This window comes from Paraburkholderia sp. UCT70 (assembly GCF_050434085.1).
Taxonomy (GTDB): Bacteria; Pseudomonadota; Gammaproteobacteria; order Burkholderiales; family Burkholderiaceae; genus Paraburkholderia; species Paraburkholderia tuberum.
In genome coordinates, this window is the sequence record NZ_JBNPVZ010000003.1 from 1,103,793 (window position 1) to 1,125,317 (window position 21,525).

At 62.3% G+C, this 21,525-nt stretch carries 20 protein-coding genes; 2 read left to right on the forward strand and 18 right to left on the reverse strand.

The genetic code is table 11. The features are described from left to right. Positions 1-26: 26 nt before the first annotated feature. A complete protein-coding gene (locus OKW41_RS23035; protein WP_429574064.1) occupies positions 27-1,304 on the reverse strand; it encodes an IS256 family transposase in 1,278 nt (425 codons plus the stop codon). 1,188 nt (positions 1,305-2,492) lie between these two features. Here OKW41_RS23035 and OKW41_RS23040 point away from each other — a divergent pair. Continuing rightward, a complete protein-coding gene (locus OKW41_RS23040) occupies positions 2,493-3,950 on the forward strand; it encodes an NCS1 family nucleobase:cation symporter-1 (RefSeq protein ID WP_429574065.1) in 1,458 nt (485 codons plus the stop codon). Between the two features lie 755 nt (positions 3,951-4,705). After that, positions 4,706-5,839 carry an ISAs1 family transposase gene (locus OKW41_RS23045; protein WP_429574066.1) on the forward strand — a complete coding sequence of 378 codons (1,134 nt, stop codon included), beginning with the start codon at positions 4,706-4,708 and terminating at the stop codon, positions 5,837-5,839. Positions 5,840-6,168: 329 nt separating this feature from the next. Here OKW41_RS23045 and OKW41_RS23050 read toward each other — a convergent pair whose 3' ends face one another. The 17 genes from OKW41_RS23050 to OKW41_RS23130 form a co-directional block, all read right to left on the reverse strand. Then, positions 6,169-6,996: an alpha/beta fold hydrolase gene (locus tag OKW41_RS23050; RefSeq protein WP_429574067.1), complete on the reverse strand. Its 828-nt coding sequence runs from the start codon at positions 6,994-6,996 to the stop codon at positions 6,169-6,171. Positions 6,997-7,044: 48 nt separating this feature from the next. Next, on the reverse strand, positions 7,045-7,947 hold the full coding sequence (locus tag OKW41_RS23055; protein WP_184062069.1) for a SphA family protein: 903 nt from the start codon (positions 7,945-7,947) through the stop codon (positions 7,045-7,047). Between the two features lie 71 nt (positions 7,948-8,018). Continuing rightward, positions 8,019-9,026 (reverse strand): 4-hydroxy-2-oxovalerate aldolase, encoded by a 1,008-nt coding sequence (dmpG, locus tag OKW41_RS23060; RefSeq protein WP_184062070.1) that lies wholly within the window; start codon positions 9,024-9,026, stop codon positions 8,019-8,021. A gap of 20 nt (positions 9,027-9,046) precedes the next feature. Continuing rightward, positions 9,047-10,006 (reverse strand): acetaldehyde dehydrogenase (acetylating), encoded by a 960-nt coding sequence (locus tag OKW41_RS23065; protein WP_429406647.1) that lies wholly within the window; start codon positions 10,004-10,006, stop codon positions 9,047-9,049. Between the two features lie 28 nt (positions 10,007-10,034). Further along, complete coding sequence (locus tag OKW41_RS23070) at positions 10,035-10,226, reverse strand: 2-hydroxymuconate tautomerase (protein WP_018424339.1); 192 nt, start codon at positions 10,224-10,226, stop codon at positions 10,035-10,037. Positions 10,227-10,257: 31 nt separating this feature from the next. Further along, a complete protein-coding gene (dmpH, locus tag OKW41_RS23075) occupies positions 10,258-11,046 on the reverse strand; it encodes a 2-oxo-3-hexenedioate decarboxylase (protein WP_429574068.1) in 789 nt (262 codons plus the stop codon). Next, positions 11,043-11,867, reverse strand: a complete 825-nt coding sequence (gene dmpE, locus OKW41_RS23080) for a 2-oxopent-4-enoate hydratase (protein WP_429574069.1) — start codon at positions 11,865-11,867, stop codon at positions 11,043-11,045. Before dmpE ends, dmpH begins: the two co-directional genes overlap by 4 nt. Before the next feature lie 8 nt (positions 11,868-11,875). Further along, the gene (locus OKW41_RS23085) at positions 11,876-13,330 is read right to left on the reverse strand and encodes a 2-hydroxymuconic semialdehyde dehydrogenase (protein ID WP_429574070.1); all 1,455 of its coding nucleotides are present in this window, start codon (positions 13,328-13,330) and stop codon (positions 11,876-11,878) included. A 38-nt stretch (positions 13,331-13,368) separates the two neighbouring features. Beyond that, positions 13,369-14,298, reverse strand: coding sequence for a catechol 2,3-dioxygenase (locus OKW41_RS23090; protein ID WP_429574071.1), 930 nt, complete (start codon positions 14,296-14,298; stop codon positions 13,369-13,371). Between the two features lie 25 nt (positions 14,299-14,323). After that, positions 14,324-14,695 carry a 2Fe-2S iron-sulfur cluster-binding protein gene (locus tag OKW41_RS23095; protein WP_184062076.1) on the reverse strand — a complete coding sequence of 124 codons (372 nt, stop codon included), beginning with the start codon at positions 14,693-14,695 and terminating at the stop codon, positions 14,324-14,326. A gap of 33 nt (positions 14,696-14,728) precedes the next feature. Continuing rightward, positions 14,729-15,802, reverse strand: a complete 1,074-nt coding sequence (locus OKW41_RS23100; RefSeq protein ID WP_429574072.1) for an NADH:ubiquinone reductase (Na(+)-transporting) subunit F — start codon at positions 15,800-15,802, stop codon at positions 14,729-14,731. A gap of 14 nt (positions 15,803-15,816) precedes the next feature. Next, complete coding sequence (locus tag OKW41_RS23105) at positions 15,817-16,176, reverse strand: phenol hydroxylase subunit P4 (RefSeq protein WP_429574073.1); 360 nt, start codon at positions 16,174-16,176, stop codon at positions 15,817-15,819. A 41-nt stretch (positions 16,177-16,217) separates the two neighbouring features. Then, the gene (locus OKW41_RS23110) at positions 16,218-17,741 is read right to left on the reverse strand and encodes an aromatic/alkene/methane monooxygenase hydroxylase/oxygenase subunit alpha (protein WP_429574363.1); all 1,524 of its coding nucleotides are present in this window, start codon (positions 17,739-17,741) and stop codon (positions 16,218-16,220) included. An 18-nt stretch (positions 17,742-17,759) separates the two neighbouring features. Continuing rightward, a complete protein-coding gene (locus OKW41_RS23115; protein WP_018424330.1) occupies positions 17,760-18,029 on the reverse strand; it encodes an MmoB/DmpM family protein in 270 nt (89 codons plus the stop codon). A 7-nt stretch (positions 18,030-18,036) separates the two neighbouring features. Beyond that, positions 18,037-19,050, reverse strand: coding sequence for an aromatic/alkene monooxygenase hydroxylase subunit beta (locus tag OKW41_RS23120; protein ID WP_429574074.1), 1,014 nt, complete (start codon positions 19,048-19,050; stop codon positions 18,037-18,039). Between the two features lie 55 nt (positions 19,051-19,105). Further along, entirely contained in the window at positions 19,106-19,342 is a 237-nt protein-coding gene (locus OKW41_RS23125) for a phenol hydroxylase subunit (RefSeq protein ID WP_429574075.1), read from the reverse strand. A gap of 416 nt (positions 19,343-19,758) precedes the next feature. Next, complete coding sequence (locus OKW41_RS23130) at positions 19,759-21,474, reverse strand: sigma-54-dependent Fis family transcriptional regulator (RefSeq protein ID WP_018424326.1); 1,716 nt, start codon at positions 21,472-21,474, stop codon at positions 19,759-19,761. Positions 21,475-21,525 lie beyond the last annotated feature (51 nt).

Sequence of the window (21,525 nt, forward strand, 5' to 3'; positions counted from 1 at the left end):
GGAATTTTGTGTAAACGGGTTGAGGTTTAACCCGGCACTAGCCGCTCTTCGAACTGGATTGTGAAGCGGTTCAGGGCCGCTTTCCAGTCGCGGATAGGCATCGTCCACTTCTTGCTGATGTTGTTCAGCGCCAGGTAAAACAGCTTGGTCACGGCCTCATCGGTCGGAAACGAGCTGCGGGTCTTGATTACTTTGCGCAGACTCATGTTGATCGATTCTATGGCATTCGTGGTGTCCCCCAAGGGGACTTCCTCCGGGGCGTAAATCACCTTCCTGATTTCCGGCGGGTAATCGAAGAACGGAATCACGCGTGCCCAGTTGCGCCGCCAGCTCTGCCCGATGGAAGGGTAGTCCTTGTCCCACCTGGCCTCGAAGACGCCGAGCATCTGCTCGGCCAGCTCTACGGTCGATGAAGTGTAGATCGTCTTCAGATCGGCGGCGACTTCCTGCTGTATTTTCCACGGCACGAAGTTCAGGCTGTTGCGCACCATATGCACGATGCACAGTTGCACGGCCGCCTTCGGATAGACCGCTTCAATGGCTTCAGGGAAACCTTTGAGCCCGTCGACGCAGGCGATAAAAATGTCCTGCACGCCGCGCGTCTTCAGCTCAGTGACCACCTGCAACCAGAACTTGGCACCCTCGGTCTGGGCAATCCACAGTCCCAGAACCTCCTTGTGACCGGTCATGTTCACGCCGATGGCCAGGTACACTGCCTTGGTGCGCACCGCGCCGCTGTCGCGCACCTTGACGTGGATGCAGTCGAGATAGACGATCGGGTAAAGCGCATCGAGCGCACGGCCTTGCCAGACCTTCACCTCCTCGCTGACGGCGTCGGTGACCGCCGAGATGAGCGTGGGCGAGACCTCCGTGCCGTACATTTCTTCCAGGTGCCCCTGGATCTCGCGCACGCTCAGGCCACGCGCATACAGCGAAATGATCTTGTCGTCGAAGCCCGTCCAGCGCGTCTGATGGCGCTCCACCAGCTTCGGCTCGAACGCCCCCTGACGGTCGCGCGGGATGTTGAGCGGCAACTCGCCAAATTCCCCCTGCAGCGTCTTGGCGCTATGCCCATTCCGGGTGTTGCCAGTGGCATTAGTCACCGCTTCGCTCTTGCCATGGCCCAGGTGCTCGGACATCTCCGTCTCAAGCGCTCGCTCCACCAGCATCTTCGTGAGCTGCTTGAGCAACCCGTTCTCGCCTATCAGATCTTCCGGCTTCTGGTAGTTCGCCAGCAGGCTGTCTGCCAGCTTGACGAGTTCAGGATCGGGGTTTTCTCTTTTGTTGCGTTTCGCTACGGTCATCTGTGCTCCAGTTGCTGACAGTTTCCTGCCAAATGACCGTTTACACAAAAATTTTTACACCCTCCGGTAACTCGATTTCCACTCCGCTCAGGTTCCCAGGATGCCAGCAGGGAGACGCGAATGAAGACCCGTCAGGTCGATACTCTGCCCGGATATGTTCCGACACCTCCGGCGATCCGCGAAAAACGCGAGCGCGCGGGGTCTGAACCAGATCGAAGCCGCAGCCCTGCTGCATGTAAACATACGCCTGTGGCAAAAGTGGGAGCTTGGCGAACGCGCGATGCACGTGGCTTTCTGGGAATTTTTTTGCACCAGAACGGGATTGGAAACATGAAGTGCGATCGCATTGACTGTCCGTTATCAGTTGCCCATATCTGTACATCCGGAGCGTGAGGCGACATTATTGCGAACGATTTCCTGCCGGCTGAATACCCTGGGCCGGCCTTTATTTGTGGCCGCCTCGCCTGTCGGCCGCGGCAGCCTCACCCTCTAGATTTAATCAACGCCTGCCCGCTCTTCCATTCGCACACTTCCGGCGCGTGTCGACATGGTCCAGCTGTCGGAAAAATCTCAAGATGACGCGACGTCACATCATTTGCCGATCGGCCGTTCGCGGAGCGTGGCGGTCGCACGAACGTCCAAGGGGCGGCAGTGACGAATGACTCTTACTGGCCGAACCCGGTCCGACAGCAAACTTCGGTGAGGGGGCTGAGCACCGCCGGTTGCGTTCGGCGGCACCCGATCCACTTCTGCCATTTGAGATCGCATCTGAACTGACGAACGCCAGCTGTCCGCCCGATGCGGGACCATCGGAGGTCAATCAAACACGGCATTTGAATCGGGCTGCCCTCACATCGAACCCTTCGACGAGGGGGGCCTCCGACCATCTCCACATCAACCGCCCCACAGATTGCGAGCGGGACGCAGCAACGGTAAGCGTCGCGCAATTTAATTGATTTGCGCGGTCACATGGACAACAACGACGAATTTGCGATTGCGCTCATTGTGCGTGGGATCGGATTGTTGGCTTGCGCCGACATGCCTCTCGATTAGGGTTAACCCATTCAGAGCTGTGCCGCAAAGTACATACAGTTCTTGCATACGAGCCTGCTTCAGACGCGGGGGCATCGCCGCCCAGGGTCGTCTGGCGGTGGCTCCTCATTTCCACGAACTCAAAGGAGACGACAGATGGAAATCCGCAACCCTTCCCCCGGCCTCTACAACGAAGATCTCGCACCCGCCAGGGTGCGCAACTGGGGTGCCTTTAGCATTTTCAACGTCTGGACCTCGGACGTGCACAGCCTCTGGGGCTACTACCTCGCCGCCAGCCTGTTCTTGTTGTGCGGCAGCTTTACCAACTTTGTGCTGGCGATCGGGCTCGGCTCACTCGTGATCTTCGCGCTGATGAATCTGATCGGCTACGCCGGCGAGAAGACCGGCGTGCCATACCCGGTGCTTGCGCGCGCCTCTTTCGGCGTGTGGGGCGCCAACCTCGCAGCGCTGGTGCGCGCCGTGGTGGCCTGCTTCTGGTACGGCGCGCAGACAGCAGCGGCTTCGAGCGCGATAGTCGCGCTGTTGATCCGCAGCACCAGCCTGATGGAGTTCCACAAGGGCACGCACTTTCTCGGCCACTCGGGGCTGGAAGTGATCTGCTACTTCATCGTCTGGGCGCTGCAGCTGCTCATCATTCAGAAGGGCATGGAAACGGTGCGCAAATTCCAGGACCTGGCCGGTCCGGCGGTGTGGATCGCGATGCTGATCCTGGCGATCGGCCTGTGCGTCAAGGCGGGCGGCTTCTCGTTCGAGCATGGCATTCCGATGGACGCGCTGCTCGAGAAGACCAAGGACGCCGGCGTCAGCGGCGAGCCCGGCTCGTTCTGGGCGCTGATGGCCGTAGGCGCGACCTGGATCACCTACTTCGCGGCGCTGTACCTGAACTTTTGCGACTTCTCGCGCTACGCGAAAAACCGCGACGCAGTCAAGAAAGGAAATCTGTGGGGCCTGCCGGTCAACCTGATTGCGTTCTCGCTGGTCGCCGGCGTCACCACCATCGCCGCCTTCAAGGTGTACGGCGAAGTGCTGCTGCACCCCGAGCAGATCTCAGCCAAGTTCGATAGCTGGATACTGGCACTCATCGCGGCGGTGACCTTCGCAGTCGCCACGCTAGGCATCAACGTGGTGGCCAATTTCGTCTCGGCGGCGTTCGACATCTCCAACACGTTCCCCAGGCAGATCAGCTTCAGGAAGGGCGGTTTCATCGCCGCAGCCATCGCGCTGGTGCTCTACCCGTTTGCGCCGTGGGAAGGCAACGCCGCGCACTTCGTCAACGCCATCGGCGCCACGATGGGCCCGCTGCTGGGGATCATCCTGGTGGACTACTATCTGGTGGCCAAGGGCAACGTCAACGTCGCGGCGCTCTACCAGGAGCACGGCGAGTATCGCTACGAAGGCGGCTGGAACGTCAACGCGCTGGCCGCGGCGGCGGTCGGCAGCGTGTTTTCGACCTTCCTGCCCAACTTCACTAACCTGCTGCCGGCCTGGTGGAATACATATGGCTGGTTCTTCGGCGTAGCGATCGGCGGCGGCATGTACCTGGTCATGGCGACGCTGCGGCCGCGTACCGCGATCGCCCCTACCCGCGTTTAAGGCTCTTTCCATCCCGATCAGGTAGGGTCAAGCACTGGCACGGCACCGCCGGGTGCCTCCCGGAAGCGGGCGGTTGGTCACGATAGCCGCGTGCGACTCGCGAATCGCAGATTTGGCCGACGATCCGCCTGATGGCATCGTTCAAAGAATGGCACTTTCGGCCACAACTTGCCGTTCAGCGAGCCGGGAAATCTGCCGTTGGAGCGGCCGCATTACTCCGGAACCTGACGGACGAGCTACCCGCACAATTCGGCCATTGCTGACGTTCGGCTACCGTCCCTCATCGGGTGGCTGCACGGTGCTAACCGGCCGTTCGGCCGAGCCGGATCCGGAGCGGCGACGCTCACATCGGCGAACGCGTACTTGCGACCCACTGCGGACCTACAGATGCTCATCAGTCGAATGACAGCTTCCGAAGGTGGAACTGCCATTGACGCGAAGATCGCCACTGCCCGCTCATCGGCCATGTTGCGGACATTCATCTTCCTTTGGAACTTGCTTATAGCGAATGGCCGCTTACGAGAAAAGCAAACGCGCGATGCCGAGCGACCGCAGACAATCGTTTGTCACGCTTGAAAAGTCGGCTCCGTGGCGTCACGATCGGGTCAGTTTCTCTATCTGCCCGTTTACTTGACGCGATGGAAAAGGATGGCAGGGCAATCGCATGAAAAATTGTTTACACCCAATGGGTTACGAATGGGGGTTGTAAACTGCTGCGAAGAAGCGTTAACTCTTGGTTTTGCCAAGGGCCGAGAGTGGACGACGAATACGAGCCGTTGAGTTTGCAAGACGCGTTTGGGGACCTGAAGGACCCGCGTGTACGCACCCCGGAGCATGATCTGACGGAAATGCTGGTGGTTGCCCTGGCGGCGATCCTGTCGGGTGCCGACACCTGGGTGGGGATCGCTTTGTGGGCGCAGGGACAACTGGAGTGGCTGCGCCGGTACTTGCCTCTGCGCAACGGGATTGTCTCGCATGACACGTTCGGACGCGTATTCGCGGCGCTTGATGCGCGGCAGTTCGAAGCGTGCTTTGTGCGATGGGTAAGCGGTATTTGTCCTGCAGTCGCGGGCCAGGTGGTGGCAATTGACGGCAAGACAGTACGGCGCTCGCACGGCATGGGTCGTAGCGCGATCCATCTGGTATCGGCTTATTGTGGCGCATTGGGGGCGACCTTGGGCCAGGTCAGGACTGCAGATAAAAGCAACGAAATAACCGCGATCCCGGCATTGCTGGATGCCTTGCTGCTCAAGGGTGCGATCGTGACGATCGACGCGATGGGTTGCCAGCGGGAGATCGCGGCGAAGATCGTGGCTGGAGGTGCAGAGTATGTGCTTGCGGTCAAAGGCAACCAGCCTGCCTTGCATGAAGCGATCGTGCAGCTGTTCGATGCACAGCGCACACAGTCCCTGCGCAGCGTGCGCTTCGCTGAGCACTGTCAGACAGGCAAGAAAGTGCACGGAAGAATCGAGACGCGCCAGTGCGTTGCGACCGACATGATTGACTGGCTGGATGAGGACGGCAAATGGGCCGGCCTGCGCTCGGTGGCGATGGTTGAGGCCACCCGCGAGATCGACGGCCGTGCTTCGCTGGAGCGGCGGTACTACGTGAACAGCCTGCCTGCTGACCCGAAACGGATCAACGAGGCGGTGCGCGCTCACTGGGCCATCGAAAACAGCATGCATTGGGTGCTCGATGTTGCCTTTGGCGAGGATCAATGTCGTGCCCGGGTGGACAATGCGGCGCAAAACTTCGCGATCTTGCGCCGCATCGTGTCGAATCTACTGCGCGCTGACAAAGCCACCAAGGTCGGCATAAAGAACAAGCGGCTCAAGGCCGGATTCGATGAACACTATCGGGCTCGAGTGCTTGGAATGCCGGTCTTTTGATGCAATTGCCCTGAAAAGGATGGCGCCTCGTCTGGACAAGCAGTGCTCCTGCGAGCTCAGCGTCGACACTGATCATGTGAACCGCACGCGGCAGTTCTTCGAAGCATCGACGGGAATCACTGCCGTGGCAGCGCCGACGCGAGTGTTCCCGCATGGGCGATCCCCCAATCGACATAAACATGAACGTGCCGTCGAGACCAAACGCTAGCCTGTCGGCAGGGCAAACCCCATAGGCTGAACGGCGTGACACACCACATACGCGACTACGCCGAAGCCTTCTGGCGGCGCCCGTCTTGCCGCACTGAGGATCGACCGCCTCGCCAGCTTTTCTAACCCACCAGAAAATCGTCGACCAACTGATTGAACGCATCGGCATGTTCGATCTGCGTCCAGTGCCCGCATTGACCGAAGACGTGCAATTGCGACGGGCCGATGAGTTCGAGCAGCCGCAGCGAGTTGGCGAGCGGAATCACCTGATCGTCGCGGCCATGCACGATCAACGTCGATTGTCGGACCTCGCCCAGTTCATGTTCGTGACACGCGAGCGCATCGACCCAGCGTTGCCGCGGCGCCGGAAACATCGCGGAAAACGACTCCTGATAGCCGGGCCGGATGCTGGCCCGATAGCGCGACTCCGCCAACTCGGGCGTGAGGCGTGAACGATCGAACGCGAACACGTTCATGATGCTTTGCATGTTCGCGACCGTTGGCTCATAGCCCCACACTGCATCGAGCCCCGGCGTCAGATCGAAGCGCACACCCGCTGCACCCATCAGCACTAGCTTGCGCACGCGCTCCGGATGACGCACGGCCATTGCCAGCGCGAGGGCACCGCCGAACGAGTTGCCGACCAGGTCGGTGCGCTCGATGTCAAGCGCGTCCAGCAGACCGACCAAGTGGTTCACCCACAGATCCATGTCGCAATGTGTGCCCGCGCGGCGCTCCGTGTAGCCGAAACCCGCCATGTCGGGTGCGATCACGCGGCGCGTACGGGCGAGCGCTGGGATCGTAAGACGCCAGTTTGCCCACGCGGTGACCCCGGGCCCCGAGCCGTGAATCAGCAACGCCGGTTCGCCGGCGCCGACGTCGTGATAATTCGTGTCGAGGCCCGCCGCGCGAATCCGCAGGCCGATTTCAGGATCGTGTTGCTGTGTCATGGTGAACTCCTTGGCCGTCGCCTTCCTGGCGGCGGCATTGATTGATTGTCAGAACGGGATGACAGCGCGCGCCCACACCGCCTCGCCCGCCGGTCTGTTTCTCACGAAAAGCTCCTTCACCACACGCACGTCCACGCTCCCCTTCGCAAACTCGTAGCGAAACCCCGGGCCGATTGCGAAGACCTGACCGCGAAAACCGTCGCCGTTCACCGACGCGCCATATTGCGTGTCGTCCGTGGTCTGCTTGACGAAATAGCCCGCAATGCCGACCCGCGCCTTTGTCGTCACCGCGTAGCTCGCGCCATAGTCGACGTGGAACAGTTGGCCCGAGTGGTAGTCGGTCGCGGTGTTCATCGAGTTAAAGCTGTAAGTGATCTTCGCCGACATCTCCAGTCCGGGGGCCGGAAACCAGCTGACGCCGAATATCGGTCTCACCGTGTAATAGTGCTTGCCGGTGTTTAGCGCTGCGTTCTTGTCATACTGTCCGGTCGGCAGCACGAATTCGAGCGCGCCCACCGTTCGCAGGGAACCATCGCCCCACGCGATTAACGCTGGGCTCACGATCAGATCGCCGAGATTGGTGCGATCGAACGACGCGCCTCCCGCGTCCAGCGACAGATGCTCCATCGGCAGCACCACATACGCGCCGAAGCGCCCGCCGAGCAGCGACAGATTCGACATGTACAGGAGCCTCGGAATCAGCACGTCGGCATTCAGCTTGAACCCTGGCACAGAACTGTTGCCGTGCGAGTCGTTGAAGCGCGACGCGAAGTAATGCGTGTAGTACAGCAGTCCATACAGACCCGCGGGCGGAAACGCTCCGGCGAAAAAGGCCTCGGCGCCCTCGCCTATCGTGTCGCTGCCGCCTTCGGTGGCGTGCACGTTGGTGCTGAGTGCGGCGCAAATGCCGGCCAGCAGCATCCCTCGCCTGAACGCGATTCGAACTTCCATCTTGCTGTCTCCTTGATATTGTTTTCGTGAGCCTTTGCGGGTGGACGGCCTGGCGGCCGCCCGCAACGGGGTTACTTCTTCAGATCGAGCGCGACATCGACGATCATGTCTTCCTGCCCGCCGACCATGCGCCGCCGGCCCAGCTCCACAAGAATATCGATCGTCTTCAGACCGTATTTCCCGGCGGCCGCCTCGGCGTGCCGCAGGAAGCTCGAATAGACGCCCGCATAGCCAAGCGCCAGCGTTTCGCGGTCGACACGCACCGGCCGATCCTGCAACGGACGCACGATGTCATCGGCTGCGTCGAGCAGGCCGTACACATCGCAGCCGTGATTCCACCCAAGCCGGTCCGCCGCCGCGATAAACACTTCGAGCGGCGCGTTGCCCGCCCCCGCACCCATGCCCGCCAGCGATGCGTCGATCCGGTCGCAGCCCTCCTCGACCGCGACAATCGAATTCGCCACGCCGAGCGACAGGTTGTGGTGCGCGTGCATGCCGGTCTGGGTGCCGGGCTTCAACACGTCCTTGAAGGCGCGGAAGCGCTCGCGCACGCCGTCCATCGACAGTGCGCCGCCCGAGTCCACGACATAGACGCAGGTCGCGCCATAGCTTTCCATCAGCTTTGCCTGCTGCGCCAATGCGGCGGGCGTCGTCATGTGGCTCATCATCAGAAAGCCGACGGTGTCCATGCCGAGTTCGCGCGCGTGCTCGATATGCTGCTTCGACACATCCGCCTCGGTGCAATGCGTCGCGACGCGCACAATGCGAGCGCCCGCATCGTAGGCGTTCCGCAGATCGTGGACGGTGCCGACGCCCGGCAGCAGCAGCGTCGCGACCTTCGCGTGGCTGACCGTTTCAGCGACGGCCGCAATCCATTCGACGTCGCTGTGCGCGCCGAAGCCGTAGTTGAAGCTCGATCCGCAGAGTCCGTCGCCGTGTGCGACCTCGATTGAATCGACGCGCGCATCGTCGAGTGCGCGCGCGATCGCCTTCATGTTCGCGATGCTGTATTGATGACGGATCGCGTGGCTGCCGTCGCGCAGTGTCACGTCGGAAATATAGAGTTTGCGGTTATGCATGGTGTCGCTCCGTTGCGCGATCAGGCCGCGAGCGGCGCGAGCCGCGTTTCGGCGATACGTTCGGCGCACGCGAGCGCGGCCGAGGTCATGATGTCGAGGTTGCCCGCATAGGCCGGCAGATAGTGCGCGGCGCCCTCCACTTCGAGAAAGACCGAGGTCTTCAGTCCCGTGATCGGGCCGAAGCCCGGCACGTTCAGCGGCTGGCTTGCGTCGAACAGATCGAACTGCACGCGCTGCTTGAGCCGATAACCCGGCACGTAACGCTGCACACGCTCGGCCATCGCGGCGACGCTCGCTTCAATGGCGTCGCGATCCGCGGGATCGGACAGCGTGAAGACGGTGTCGCGCATGATGAGCGGCGGTTCGGCCGGGTTCAGAACGATGATCGCCTTGCCGCGCGTCGCACCGCCGAGCACCTCGATCGCCTTCGACGTGGTTTCGGTGAATTCGTCGATGTTGGCGCGCGTGCCTGGACCGGCAGAGCGGCTGGAAATCGACGCAACGATCTCCGCGTAGTGGACCTTCGCCACACGCGACACCGCGTTGACCATCGGAATCGTCGCCTGCCCGCCACACGTCACCATGTTGATGTTGGGCGCGTCGAGTTCGTCGTCGAGATTGATCGACGGAATCACATACGGTCCGATCGCGGCGGGCGTCAGGTCGATGACCTTGATGCCGTGCGCCTGCAGCAGCGCGTTGTGATGCTTGTGCGCGCCTGCCGAGGTGGCGTCGAACGCGATGCGGATGTCACCGAAGTCCGGCATGGCGAGCAATCCGTCGATGCCGCCTGCGGTCGTCGGCACACCGAGCCGTTGCGCGCGCGCGAGGCCGTCCGACTGCGGATCGATACCGACGAGCGCGGCCATCGCGACATGCTTGCCGTGACGCAGAATCTTGATCATCAGGTCGGTGCCGATGTTGCCGGAGCCGATGATGGCGACTTTTTGCGGCGCCGATGCGCCGTGCACGTTTGACATGGTCAGATTTCCTTTGATGCGTGGCGCACTAGCGCCCGAGTTCGAATGCGGTTTTGCCGCCAATCCCGAAGTGCGTCTTCGGGATTTCGATCAGCAGCACGCGCACCGATTCGCGCGGCGCGCCGATGGATTCGATGGCGGCGTCGGTCAGTGCGCCGATCAAACGCGCCTTCTGTTCGTCGGTCCGGCCTTCCATGAGATGAACGTTGATGATGGGCATGAATGTCTCCGTTTATGCAGGCACGCTTCGCTCAGACGAAGCGCATTGAAACGCTGCCAAGATGCTGGAAGCGCGCGGTGACCGAATCGCCGGCGGCAACTGCAATCGCCTCGGTCACGCCGCCGGTCAGGATCAACGTGCCCGCGGGAATGGCCTTGCCGCGCGCGCCGAGCATGTTGGCGAGCATCGCGACGCTGGCGGCCGGATGGCCGAGCACCGCCGCGCCCGACGCCGTCGCGACGATTTCACCGTTTTTCTCCAGCACCACGCCAAGATTCTTCAGGTCGAGACCGGCGGCGCTGCGATGCCGGCCCCCCGTCACGAAGCGCGCCGACGATGTGTTGTCGGCAATTACGCTCTTCAGGTCGAAGCGGAAGTTTTCGTAGCGCGAGTCGATCACTTCCACCGCGGGCAGCACAAAGTCTGTTGCGGCCAGCACGGTGCCGATGTGGCAGCCGGGACCTGCAAGCGGATGCTTTGTCACAAACGCGATTTCCGCTTCCACTTTCGGGTGGATCAGCGACGACGTGTCGATTGCCGCGCCGTCCATGCACGAACCGTAGTCGGTGAGAAAGCCGTAGACCGGGTCTGTCACACCCATCTGGCGCATCTTCGCGTGCGACGTGAGGCCCATCTTCAAGCCCGCGACTTTCATGCCGCGCGCTTCCTTGCGGGCACGCAGCGCATCCTGGATCGCATACGCGTCGGCCCAGTCGATCTGCGGATACGCGTCGGTGATCTTGGTGATCGCCTCCCGTTGCAGTTCAGCTTCGTCGAGCCGATGCGCGAGGGCGTCGATCGTCGTTTGATCGAGCGTCATGGTTTTTCTCCCTGAATGAAACGCACCGACGCGCTGCCGATGCCGCCGAGACTGATCCGCAGCGAGTCGCCCGCCGTCACCGGCACCATTGCCGCGAGCGAGCCGGACAGAATCACCTCGCCCGCTTTGAGCGTCATGCCGAGCCGGCCGAGGGTGTTCGCGAGCCACGCCACCGCGTTGGCCGGATGCCCGAGCGCCGCTGCGCCCGCGCCGGTTGCCGCTATCTCGCCGTTCTTTTCGAGCGTCATGCCGACCAGTGCGAGATCGAGTTCGCGCGGGTCGATCGCCTGATCGCCGAGCACGAATACGCCCGACGACGCGTTGTCGGCCACGGTGTCCTGAATGCGGATCTTCCAGTCGCGAATACGCGAGTCGACGATCTCGAAGCACGGCAGTACGGCCTCGGTGGCACGCAATACGTCCGCATACGTCACGCCCGGCCCCGCAAGGTCGTGTTTCAGCACGAACGCGATTTCGCCCTCGGCCTTCGGCGCGATCAGTTGCGACACGTCAATCGCGGCGCCGTCCGCGAACACCATCGCCGACGTGAGATGCCCGAAGTCCGGCTGGCGCACGTCGAGCATGTTCATCACCGCTTCGCTCGTCACGCCGATCTTCTTGCCGATCACTCGTTCGCCGCCGAGCGCGATGCGGCGTTCAATCATCCGCAACTGGATACGGTAGGCGTCGTCGATCGTGATGCCGGGTTCGCGTGCGGTCAGCGGCGCAACCGGCTCGGCATGACGCAACGCGCGATAGAGTTCGTCGCCGTAGCGCTCGATCGCTTCGGGCGCGAGCCCTTCTGTTTTTAACGGATTCATCTCAGCCCTCACAGCTTGACGCATACGTTGCGCAGCTCGGTATAGAACTCGAGCGAATGGATACCGCCTTCTCGGCCGATCCCCGACTGTTTCGCGCCACCGAACGCGGTGCGCAGATCGCGCAGAAACCACGAATTGATCCAGCAGATGCCCACGTCGAGCGCGCGCGCCATGCGATGCGCGGTGCCGGTGTCGCGCGTCCACACGGTGGCGGCGAGACCGTAGGGCGTGTCGTTGGCTTTCGCGATCACTTCAGCTTCGTCATCGAACGGCGCGACGTGACAGCACGGGCCGAAGATTTCCTCGCGGATCACGCGCGAGCCGTCCGGCAGGCCAGTCCAGATCGTCGGCTCGATCCACGCGCCGTCCTTCAACCCGGCCGCCATATCGGGTACGCCGCCGCCGGTTACGATCACCGCGCCGTCGGCGCGCGCCTGCTCGTAGTACGAGAGCACCTTGCTGCGATGCGTCTGCGAGATCAACGGACCGAAGGTGGTGCCTTCGGCGCCGGGGCGCCCCGGACGCAACGCCTTCGCTCGTGCCGCAAGCGCATCGACAAAGCGCTCGTAAATCGGCCGTTGCACGTAGACGCGCTCCGTACCGAGACACACCTGCCCTGTGTTTTCAAAAGCGGAACGCGCGATACCTACCACGGCCGCATCGAAATCGCAGTCGGCAAAGACGATGCCCGCGTTCTTGCCGCCGAGTTCGAACGACACCGGCCGCACGCCGTTCGCCGCAGCCTTCATGATGGCTTCGCCGGTGCGCGTTTCGCCGGTAAAAGTGATCGCGTTCACGCCGGGATGCTCAGTCAGGAACGCACCCGCAGAGTCGGGACCGAAACCGTGCACGACGTTGTAGACGCCCTTTGGCACGCCCACTTCGTTCATCACTTCGCCAAGCAGCGTTGCGGTAGCCGGCGTTTCCTCGGACGGCTTCACCACCACCGTGTTGCCGCATGCGAGCGCCGGCGCGACCTTCCATGTCATCAGCAACAGCGGCAGGTTCCACGGACACACGACCGCGATCACACCGCGCGGCGTACGCACGCCGTAGTTGAGGGCTTCGCCGCCGTCCGGCATCGCCATGGCGAAGCTTTCGGTGGGGACGTTGCGAATCATGTCGGCGAACACCTTGAAGTTCGCCGCGCCGCGCGGAATGTCGATGTGACTCGCCAGCGCATGCGGCTTGCCGGTGTCGGCAATTTCGGCGGCGAGAAAGTCGTCGAAGCGCCGGTTGATGCCGTCGGCCACCGCGTACAGCAGTTCGACGCGCTGCGGCAGCGTCATGCGCGCCCAAGGTCCGTGCAAGGCCACGCGCGCGGCCTGCACCGCTGCGTTGACCTCGGCGCGGCCGGCCTCGTGCACGAGCCCGATCACACTGTCGTCGACCGGGTTGCGGTCTTCGAACGTGCGATCCGTGCCGACCCACTCGCCGCCAATGAAATTCTTGAATTCAGTCATGGATAGTCTCGATCGTTTCGTTGCGCCAGTCGCGCGGCTCAGGTCAACACGCTCAGGAAGGCCTCGTTGAGCTTGCGGTCGTGATAGAAAATCGCGCGCCCCAGGTCCTTGTCGTGCCACGTGATAGTCGGCTTGTCAGGGTAGTGGATGTAGCCGCCCGCGAAGACCTCGTTGCGGTTGCCGGACGGATCGAAGAAGTAGATCGTCGCGCCGCGCGTGATGCCGTGACGCGTCGGCCCGATGTCGAGCGCAACGTCGTGCTTGGAAATCAGATCAGCAGCCTTGAGCACGTCGCCCCAACTGTCGAGCTGGAACGACACGTGGTGAAATTTGTTCTTCGCCGCGTGGCGGATAAACGCGACGTCATGTGCCTTGTTCGAGCACGTCAGGAACGCGGCGATCTGCATGCCTTCCGGTGTAACGACCTGCTCGGCCAGCGAAAAGCCGAGCACGTCGCGAAAGAGCTTCACGGTATCGTCGAGTTCGTCGCCGTACAGCAGGCAATGATCGAAGCGGCTCGGCGACATGCCGCGCAGGTCGTCGGGCCAGGGGTCGGGGTTCACGTCGCCGGTCGCGCTGCCGACCTTGTCCTTCGTCGCGAAGAGTTCGATCGAGTGGCCGGTCGGTACGGTGAAGCGGAAACGCCGCCCTGTATGCAGATGCTCGCCGGCTTCCATCCAGAGGAAGTCTTTCGCGTAGCCCGATTCCTTCACCGCGTTCGCGAGCCGGTCGAGCGTCGCTTCGCTGTCGACGCGAAAGCCGAGGTAATCCATGCCCGGCTCGTCCGCTTCGCGCAGCACGACGCTGTGATGGTCATGTTCGTCCCATGCCTTCAGATACACGCGCCCTTGCGCGTCGCGGCCGGTTTCATGCAGGCCGAGCACGTCGATGTAGTGCTTCAACGCCGGACCGATTTCGAGGACCCGCAGCGCAATATGGCCGGGTCGCAGTACGCCTTGCAATGCCATGATGTGTCTCCTTGATGGTTCTGGTTCAGACGCCGCCCGGCGCCTGTTGCTGCTGGATGGATTCGTGGTGTTCTTCCGCCACCATTCCGGCGCGCGCCTTGTCGATGCAGCGCGCCATCCTGCCGATCACGCGCACCGACAGATCCGTGAGCGGACTGATGCGGCATGCGAGCACCGTGCCGCGCGCTTCCTCGTCGGCGCTCACGCAAGCGCGGCTCATCTTGCAGGCGTGATAGCGGCCGCTCAGCACCTGCACCTTGCACACACCGCAGCCGCCGCCGCGACAGCCGAGCGGAATGCCTCGCCCGCCTGTCGCCGCCATCGCATGAAGCACGGTGGCGTTCTCCGCGCAGCCGAACGTGTCGCCGGTGTTTTCAACTTCGATCCGCCAGGTCATCACCGCTCTCCTAGAGTGAGCCGACGGAGCGCGTCAGATGCGGAACAGCGGGCTTTTGGCCGCCTCGCTCGCATCCGCCGCCGACAGGAACTGCTCCGTGTAGATGTCGCGCTCGAACAGCCGGCCCTGCATCAAGGTTTTGATGCACGCCTCGACCATCGGCGGCGGCCCGCACAGATACGCCTTGTGGCCGCGAAAATCGGTGATGCCCGCGGCGTCGGAGTACTGCGCTTTCAGGACCTCGTGCACGAAACCGCGCGGGCCCGGCCAGCCGCTGTCGTCCGGCTCGCTCGACAGCGCGGGCAGGTAGCGGAAATTCGGGTGGCGTTCGGCCAGGTCGTTGAAAAAGGCTTCGAAATAGAGTTCGTCGCGTGTGCGGGCGCCGTGGATCAGCGTGATCGGCAACGTCGAGCCTTCGTTCAGCAGATCGAGGATCATCGACTTCGGGCTCGACAGGCCCGAGCCGCCGGCGAGGAAGATCGTCGGCATCTGCGCCTGTTTGCGCACGAAGAAGCGGCCGAACGGCGCGGCGAACACCAGTTGCGCGCCCGGTCGCAGTTCGTCGTGCAGCCAGCCGGTCGCGACCCCGTCCGGCACACGGCGAATGTGCATCTCGATCTCGCCGTCATGTGGCGCATTGGCAAGCGAGAATGCGCGCGGCTGCCCGCAGCCCGGCACATGCAGATTCAGGTACTGGCCTGCCTGAAACGCGACACGCCCGGCGCCCTCCACCGCGAGCCGGATCACGCGGATAGTCGGCGTGGCGTCTTCGATCGCGACGACCGTGCCCGTGTAATCCTGCAGCGGCAGATTTTGCGCGTCGGGGTCTTCGTCGATGTCGGCTTCGATCACGAGATCGGACATCGGCGTCGCGCAGCACGCCAGGCACTTGCCCTCTTCGCGCTCGAAGTCCATCAGCGCGAAGTCCGACGCGTCGCCCTGATCGATCTCGCCGTCGACGACCTGCACCTTGCAGGTCGCACACAGCCCGTGACAGCAAGCATGCGGAAGCCACACGCCCTGACGCAAACAGGCATCGAGCAGCGTCTGCCCCGCTTCGATGCCGATGGTCTGGCCGAGCGGTTCAATACGTACGGTGTAGTCCATCACTGTCTCCCGCGTTAGCTGCACGAACCGCCGATGCCAGTCAGGCCCGGCGTCCGCAGACGGATCACGTCCTTGTGAACGAGACCGTTGTCGGCGAGCGAGCGCTCGCTGTCCGGCCGCCACGGCTCGCCGGATCTGAACCACTGCGCCGTGTGCCAGTCGATCGCGGCAAAATCAGGATGCGCGTGATACAGACCCGGTAGCACGTCCGACACCAACGCGCCGAACGTCATGTCAGCCGGCACCGGCACGCACAGCGGCGCGCAGAACATCAAGTGGTCCTCCCAGCCGATATAGAGCAGCCGGTTGCCATGAAATTGCGACTCGCGGTCGGCCGGTTCGAACGCGTAGGGTTTGATCGCGGTGATGCTCATGCTTGTCTCCTTCGTCTGTCTGTTCTCGTGTCGCGTCGCGCTCATTCGCCTGAAACGTGGGCGCCGGATGCGTCTTTCCACGCATTCCAGTTGCGTTCGTCGGGCGAGCCCGCGAAGTCGAGGTTGTCGTGACCGTGGTTGAGGTTGTAGTACTTGAGAACATCGTCGAGCGACGCGCCACCACAGTTGCCCTGATAGATCTGGTGCACCGGCAGCCACGCCTGCACATATTTCTCGGGCTCGCCTTCGAAGATGTCCTTGCAGCCGTCCGAGCAAAAGTGGAACTTCATGCCGTGATACGTCGATTCGCGGTAGGCGATTTTGGTCGGGTCGTCCGGCTCGCTGAAGAACATCGGTACCTGGCAGGTCTGGCAGAGCATCGGCAGACTGGCGTTGTAGAAACGCTTGCCCGCCTGCTGCTGTTCGCGCCAGTATTCGAAACGCGGCCGGTAGACGCTGTCGAAGGTCTCCGGGTACTTGGCGGAAAGCCAGTCGAGTTCTTCGTCGGAGGGCACCCAGGTGTGGAAGTCAGCAGCGGCGCCATAGTTGTAGAACGTTGCCCAAGCCTCATGCGTGACGCGGTCTTTGGTCTGCGTCGCGATCTCGTGATACCTCGGCATGCGCAGGCCATAGCGTTCGAGGTCTTTGAAGAGCGCGCCGCCCGCGTCTTCGAAATAGATCTTCCACGCCTCGGACCACGACATCACGCGCTTGGGCAGCATGTAGTCCATCATCATGCCGACCAGCGTCAGCAGCCGGAAACCGCGCCAGAACCATTTGTCGAGCCACTTCTGCACGATCGGCACATTGTCGGGGTCCTGCTCGCAGAGAAACTTCACGACTTCGAGACCGAGCGTCATGTGACGCGACTCATCGGACTGCGCGGAGAAGCCGAAGGTGACCGTCGCCATATCGCCGTTGTACGCCGCGCCTGACATGAACGGCATGAACAGCAGGTTCGTCAGCACGTATTCGAACGAAAACGAAATCGCCGTGATGAATTCGAACGGACCGGCGCTCATCGCATCTTCGAAGTACGACTTCGGCACCGACAGATACCAGACGCGGTCGTACATATGCGGCCATTCCGCGAAGCCGTTGAAATACTTGTTGTAGAGCGACAGCGTGTGGACCTGAGTCTGACAGTGACGCAATTCATCGATCGACTGCATCTGGCAAGCGACGCGCGCACCAACCCCGCGAAAATGGCGACCCAGATGCGCATAACCGCGATGCGCCGCGTATTCGAGCGGCGTCACGCCGGTCAGGAACAGCTTGAGCGTGTTGATATAGCGTGCGTCGGAGACATTCATGTGCCCGTTGTTCTGCGCGAACGAATCGATGATCGCGTAGAGTTTGCGTTCCTTCTCCGCCTGATACTTCCAGTACGCGTCCATCGTCATCCGGAACGGGTCTTCCCACTTGTCCCAGTCGTGAATCTTGATGCCCTCGTACTGATCGAACGGGAACACCTTGTCCATCGGCTGATAACTGGTTTCCCAGCCGAGATCGCGCGTCATCAGCGCGTACTTGTCTTTCAGGTTCAGCTTCTTGCGTGCGTCCATCATTCGTCTCCGTTTATATCAGGCGTGCCATTGCAGCGTGAAGGCATCGTCGGTTTCATCGATGTTTCCCGACAGCGACACCAGATTCAGTTGCAGCTCCTGGATGTTCCAGTCGCGGCCCAACTCTTCCGATACGTGGGGGCGCGAAATCACGAGCTTGCCGGGCGCGTCGATCTTCACCATCGCCGGATACTCGTTGACCGTAGCCTCCGGATTCACGGCGGTAATCGCGGCAACGATCGCGCGCGTTTCGTCGGTGTTCTGCAATGCGATGTAGACGTTTTGCATGACGGCCTCAGGGTTGGACTACTGCCACCGGCAATGCGCCGAGCTTCGTAAGACGAGCGGCGAACTGCGCGCCGGTTTCATCGAGTGCGGCAGCGCCCGCGCCGTCGAGCAGCGTGCCTGCAACGGGGAGAAGCGCGTCGAGCGTGCGGGCGCGGTAGTACTCGACCCAGCCGGCAATTCGTTGCTGGTTCTCGGGCGATTCAGCGCTCGCCGTGCGGATCAGCGCGTCGACCCACTTGGTGTGATCGGACTGCCATTGCTGCGTGAACTCGGTGAGCATCGCGAGACTTGCACCGAGGTGCTGCGCAGCGAACGCGTCGAAGTGCTGATAGACGAGCGGATACAGCAAGCCGTCGAGCACAAGGTTCTGCGCGACGAAGGTCTCGAACCAGTCTTCGATCACGAAGAGGTCCTCGACAAGGCGGCGCATCGGCTGCCAGGCCTCGGCTTCCAGCCACGCGGTCTTCGCGCGTTCCAGCGCGACGCCCGTGTTGCCGTCGAGCGCGAGACCGATACGCGACAGATACTGGGCAATGCCGAGCCGGTCCATCGCGCAGAACGTGCAGGCCTGCGTAATCGCGGTGCCGTAGCCGTAATCGGCGCACAGCGTGTTGTTCATATTGGCGCCCCATTCGATGTGACGCAGCGGCAACAGCCCGGCGATCAAGCGCTCCTGCCATTCGTACGACAGCCTCGCCAGCAGTCCGCGACGCTCCACCAGATCGAACGCGCCTTCGGCCGCCTCCTGTTGCCGCGCGCGTGTCGTCACATAAGCGCCGTAGTAGTACTGGCGCGGATCCTTCAGCGCGTACCAGTCCTTCATGCGGATTTGCGTGCGGCTCGCGTCGAACAACTCAAACTCCGGCGCCCATGTCGGCCGATAGTGAAAGTTGGTGGTGGGCTGAATGTCGTAGGTCGCCTCCTGATATCGCGAGGCCGGCTTGTCGCCGAAACGGCGCTCGACGTGCCCATAGGTTTGACGCAGCGGCTGGGCCTTGAGCGTCTTGATTTCTACTTGCATGAGACTGTCTCCGTGTTTGTCCACTACTCTTCTGAATGAGCTGTTTCGCCTGGCGCTAGCCCTCGTATCGCCAGCGTTCGCGCGTAAGGCCGATCTGTTCGTCGGTTTGCGTAATCGTGCGAACCGAGTTCACCTGGCAGAAGCGATCGAACATCGTCTGGTTCATGATCAGTTCGACAGCTAGATCGGGGTCACCGACCGAGAAATTGAATTCGACATAACCATCTTCGCGTTGCGCAGTTATCCGAATGAATCGTCGAGTCCTGTCGAACAGCGGTCTCGGATCTTGCATCGTTGCCTCCTCGTTTTTCTTGTCTATTGCACGACCTGTGCCATGTGCCGTTTGTACAAAAAAACGAGGGTTTGCCCGAAGAAAGACCGCAAATCTCGCGAAATGGCGGTGCGAGGCGATGATCAAATCATCAAGCGATGGCGGCCCGTTTGATCATTTGATGAAGAGCACGCCGACACGCCGTGTCGACGGCGATTTCCTGCATGCGATGAGACTGCGGCAGCGCGCCTGTGCGTCGTCTGGAGTGGCGAAACAGGCGTGGCAATGCGGTACATGGGTCACGCGTGGCAGCAGCCGCGCCGATGCTCTGCCAAGACGTTTGATCAATTGATCAAACGTCTCGCGAGCCACGCATCGCACAGCAGAAAAAAAAACCGCCCAAAGGGCGGCCCGAATCGTCAAGCGGAGCAGCGTGATTATTTGTCCGCGGGCGGAGCGGTCTTCTCGCGATTGCGCCAGCGATAAGCAAGCTGCGGCCGCGTGATGCCGAGCATTCTCGCCGCCTGGCTCAGATTGCCGCCCGCACGTTCGACCGCGGCTTCGATGAGCATGTTCTCGACGCGGTCGAGCGGCACGCCTTCGCGCATCATGTGATCGAACAACGCGTCGGCGACGTCCGCGTTTTCGCGCAGCGGATGGCCACGCTCGTCGAGCGATGCGGCGCTGTCGTCCCCGGACTCCGGCAGGGCCGTGAACAGATCGCGCTCCGTGATCTGACCGCCTGGTCGCGCGAGGATCACGCCGCGCTCCACCGCGTTTTCGAGTTCACGCACGTTGCCGGGCCACGCGTGGGCGCGCAGTGTCGCTATCGCGCGATCGGTGAGCCCCAGCACGCGCTTGCTGTGCCGCACGCTGTACTTCGCGATGAATCGCTCGACAAGACGCGGGATATCGTCGGCCCGCTCGCGCAGCGGCGGGATCGTGACCGGATAGACATTGAGACGGTACAGCAGATCCTTGCGAAACGCGCCGCGCCGCACCGCTTCCGTCAACTCGACGTTGGTCGCGGCGACAACCCGCACGTCGACCTTGCGCACGCGGTCGTCGCCGACGCGCTCGAACTCGCCTTCCTGGAGCACGCGCAGCAGCTTGGCCTGCGCCGACGCCGAGAGCTCGCCCACTTCGTCGAGGAAGAGTGTGCCGGTATCCGCCCGCTCGAAACGGCCGATCCGCGTCTGATGCGCGCCGGTAAACGCGCCTCGCTCAACGCCGAAAAGCTCGGCCTCGAGCAACTCCTCCGGCATGGCGGCACAGTTGATGGCGACAAAGGGCTTGTCGCGCCTCCGGCTCACGCCGTGCAACGCGCGCGCGAAGCGCTCCTTGCCGACACCCGTTTCGCCGAGCAACAGCACGGTCACGTCGCTCGACGCCGCGCGCTGCGCGAGCCCCCACGCCGCGAGAAAACCCGTGGACGCGCCGACCAGTTCTTCCGGCTGCGCCACTTCCTGCTGCAGCGAGCGCAGGTTTTCCACTTCGCTCTGCAATTGCAACAGCGTTTCGATGACCGGATCGGGCGTGTACAGCTTCAGCATCTCGTCGCCGTCGAGCCACTCTTCGACCGGCTTGCCGACGATGCGGCAATGCGGATCGCCACAGCCCGAACACAGCGTCTCCTTGTAGAGGATGGTGCGGCCCATCAACGCCGACGTATAACCACTCGCGTAACCGACCTGCATCCAGCAGACCGGGTCATTGCTCAGCCCGAAAATTTTCTGATGCACTTCGGCTTCGAACGAGTCTTCCCACAGGTGGTCGCCGTAGTACTTGCCGTTGGCGATATCGATGTCCACTTCGATCGGCGTCACTCGCACGTTGCCTTCGAGCACGTGCAGGCACGGCCCGAGTTCGAGAAGGCCGAAATCGCTCGCGGTGGGGCGTAAAGTGCGGGCGAGTTCTGCGTCGCGCGTGCCGGATTGAAAGCCCATTCGCGTGAACAGGCCCCGCGTGCGCTCCAGGCCGAGCGTGTCGACGAGTTCCTTGCGCAGCGCGCCCAGCGTGGCTGTGTGAAGGAGAATCATGCGATTCTCGCCGAGCCAGATGTGTCCCTCCTGTCTGACAAATTTCAGGCGGCGCGAAAGGTTCTCGATCCCCTCCCGCATGCTCGCCGAAAACCGCGCGGTGCTGTCTGTCACAGCGCCTCCTTTTATGTGTATGAGGTGTCTCCGTCTCTATTCTAGGCAAAG

Excerpts from the sequence above, each read along its gene's own strand:
- OKW41_RS23035 (WP_429574064.1), bottom strand. The coding sequence starts at position 1,304 with ATGACCGTAGCGAAACGCAACAAAAGAGAAAACCCCGATCCTGAACTC.
- OKW41_RS23040 (WP_429574065.1), top strand. The coding sequence starts at position 2,493 with ATGGAAATCCGCAACCCTTCCCCCGGCCTCTACAACGAAGATCTCGCA.
- OKW41_RS23050 (WP_429574067.1), bottom strand. The coding sequence starts at position 6,996 with ATGACACAGCAACACGATCCTGAAATCGGCCTGCGGATTCGCGCGGCG.
- OKW41_RS23055 (WP_184062069.1), bottom strand. The coding sequence starts at position 7,947 with ATGGAAGTTCGAATCGCGTTCAGGCGAGGGATGCTGCTGGCCGGCATT.
- dmpG (WP_184062070.1), bottom strand. The coding sequence starts at position 9,026 with ATGCATAACCGCAAACTCTATATTTCCGACGTGACACTGCGCGACGGC.
- OKW41_RS23065 (WP_429406647.1), bottom strand. The coding sequence starts at position 10,006 with ATGTCAAACGTGCACGGCGCATCGGCGCCGCAAAAAGTCGCCATCATC.
- OKW41_RS23070 (WP_018424339.1), bottom strand. The coding sequence starts at position 10,226 with ATGCCCATCATCAACGTTCATCTCATGGAAGGCCGGACCGACGAACAG.
- dmpH (WP_429574068.1), bottom strand. The coding sequence starts at position 11,046 with ATGACGCTCGATCAAACGACGATCGACGCCCTCGCGCATCGGCTCGAC.
- dmpE (WP_429574069.1), bottom strand. The coding sequence starts at position 11,867 with ATGAATCCGTTAAAAACAGAAGGGCTCGCGCCCGAAGCGATCGAGCGC.
- OKW41_RS23085 (WP_429574070.1), bottom strand. The coding sequence starts at position 13,330 with ATGACTGAATTCAAGAATTTCATTGGCGGCGAGTGGGTCGGCACGGAT.
- OKW41_RS23090 (WP_429574071.1), bottom strand. The coding sequence starts at position 14,298 with ATGGCATTGCAAGGCGTACTGCGACCCGGCCATATTGCGCTGCGGGTC.
- OKW41_RS23095 (WP_184062076.1), bottom strand. The coding sequence starts at position 14,695 with ATGACCTGGCGGATCGAAGTTGAAAACACCGGCGACACGTTCGGCTGC.
- OKW41_RS23100 (WP_429574072.1), bottom strand. The coding sequence starts at position 15,802 with ATGGACTACACCGTACGTATTGAACCGCTCGGCCAGACCATCGGCATC.
- OKW41_RS23105 (WP_429574073.1), bottom strand. The coding sequence starts at position 16,176 with ATGAGCATCACCGCGATCAAACCCTACGCGTTCGAACCGGCCGACCGC.
- OKW41_RS23110 (WP_429574363.1), bottom strand. The coding sequence starts at position 17,741 with ATGGACGCACGCAAGAAGCTGAACCTGAAAGACAAGTACGCGCTGATG.
- OKW41_RS23115 (WP_018424330.1), bottom strand. The coding sequence starts at position 18,029 with ATGCAAAACGTCTACATCGCATTGCAGAACACCGACGAAACGCGCGCG.
- OKW41_RS23120 (WP_429574074.1), bottom strand. The coding sequence starts at position 19,050 with ATGCAAGTAGAAATCAAGACGCTCAAGGCCCAGCCGCTGCGTCAAACC.
- OKW41_RS23125 (WP_429574075.1), bottom strand. The coding sequence starts at position 19,342 with ATGCAAGATCCGAGACCGCTGTTCGACAGGACTCGACGATTCATTCGG.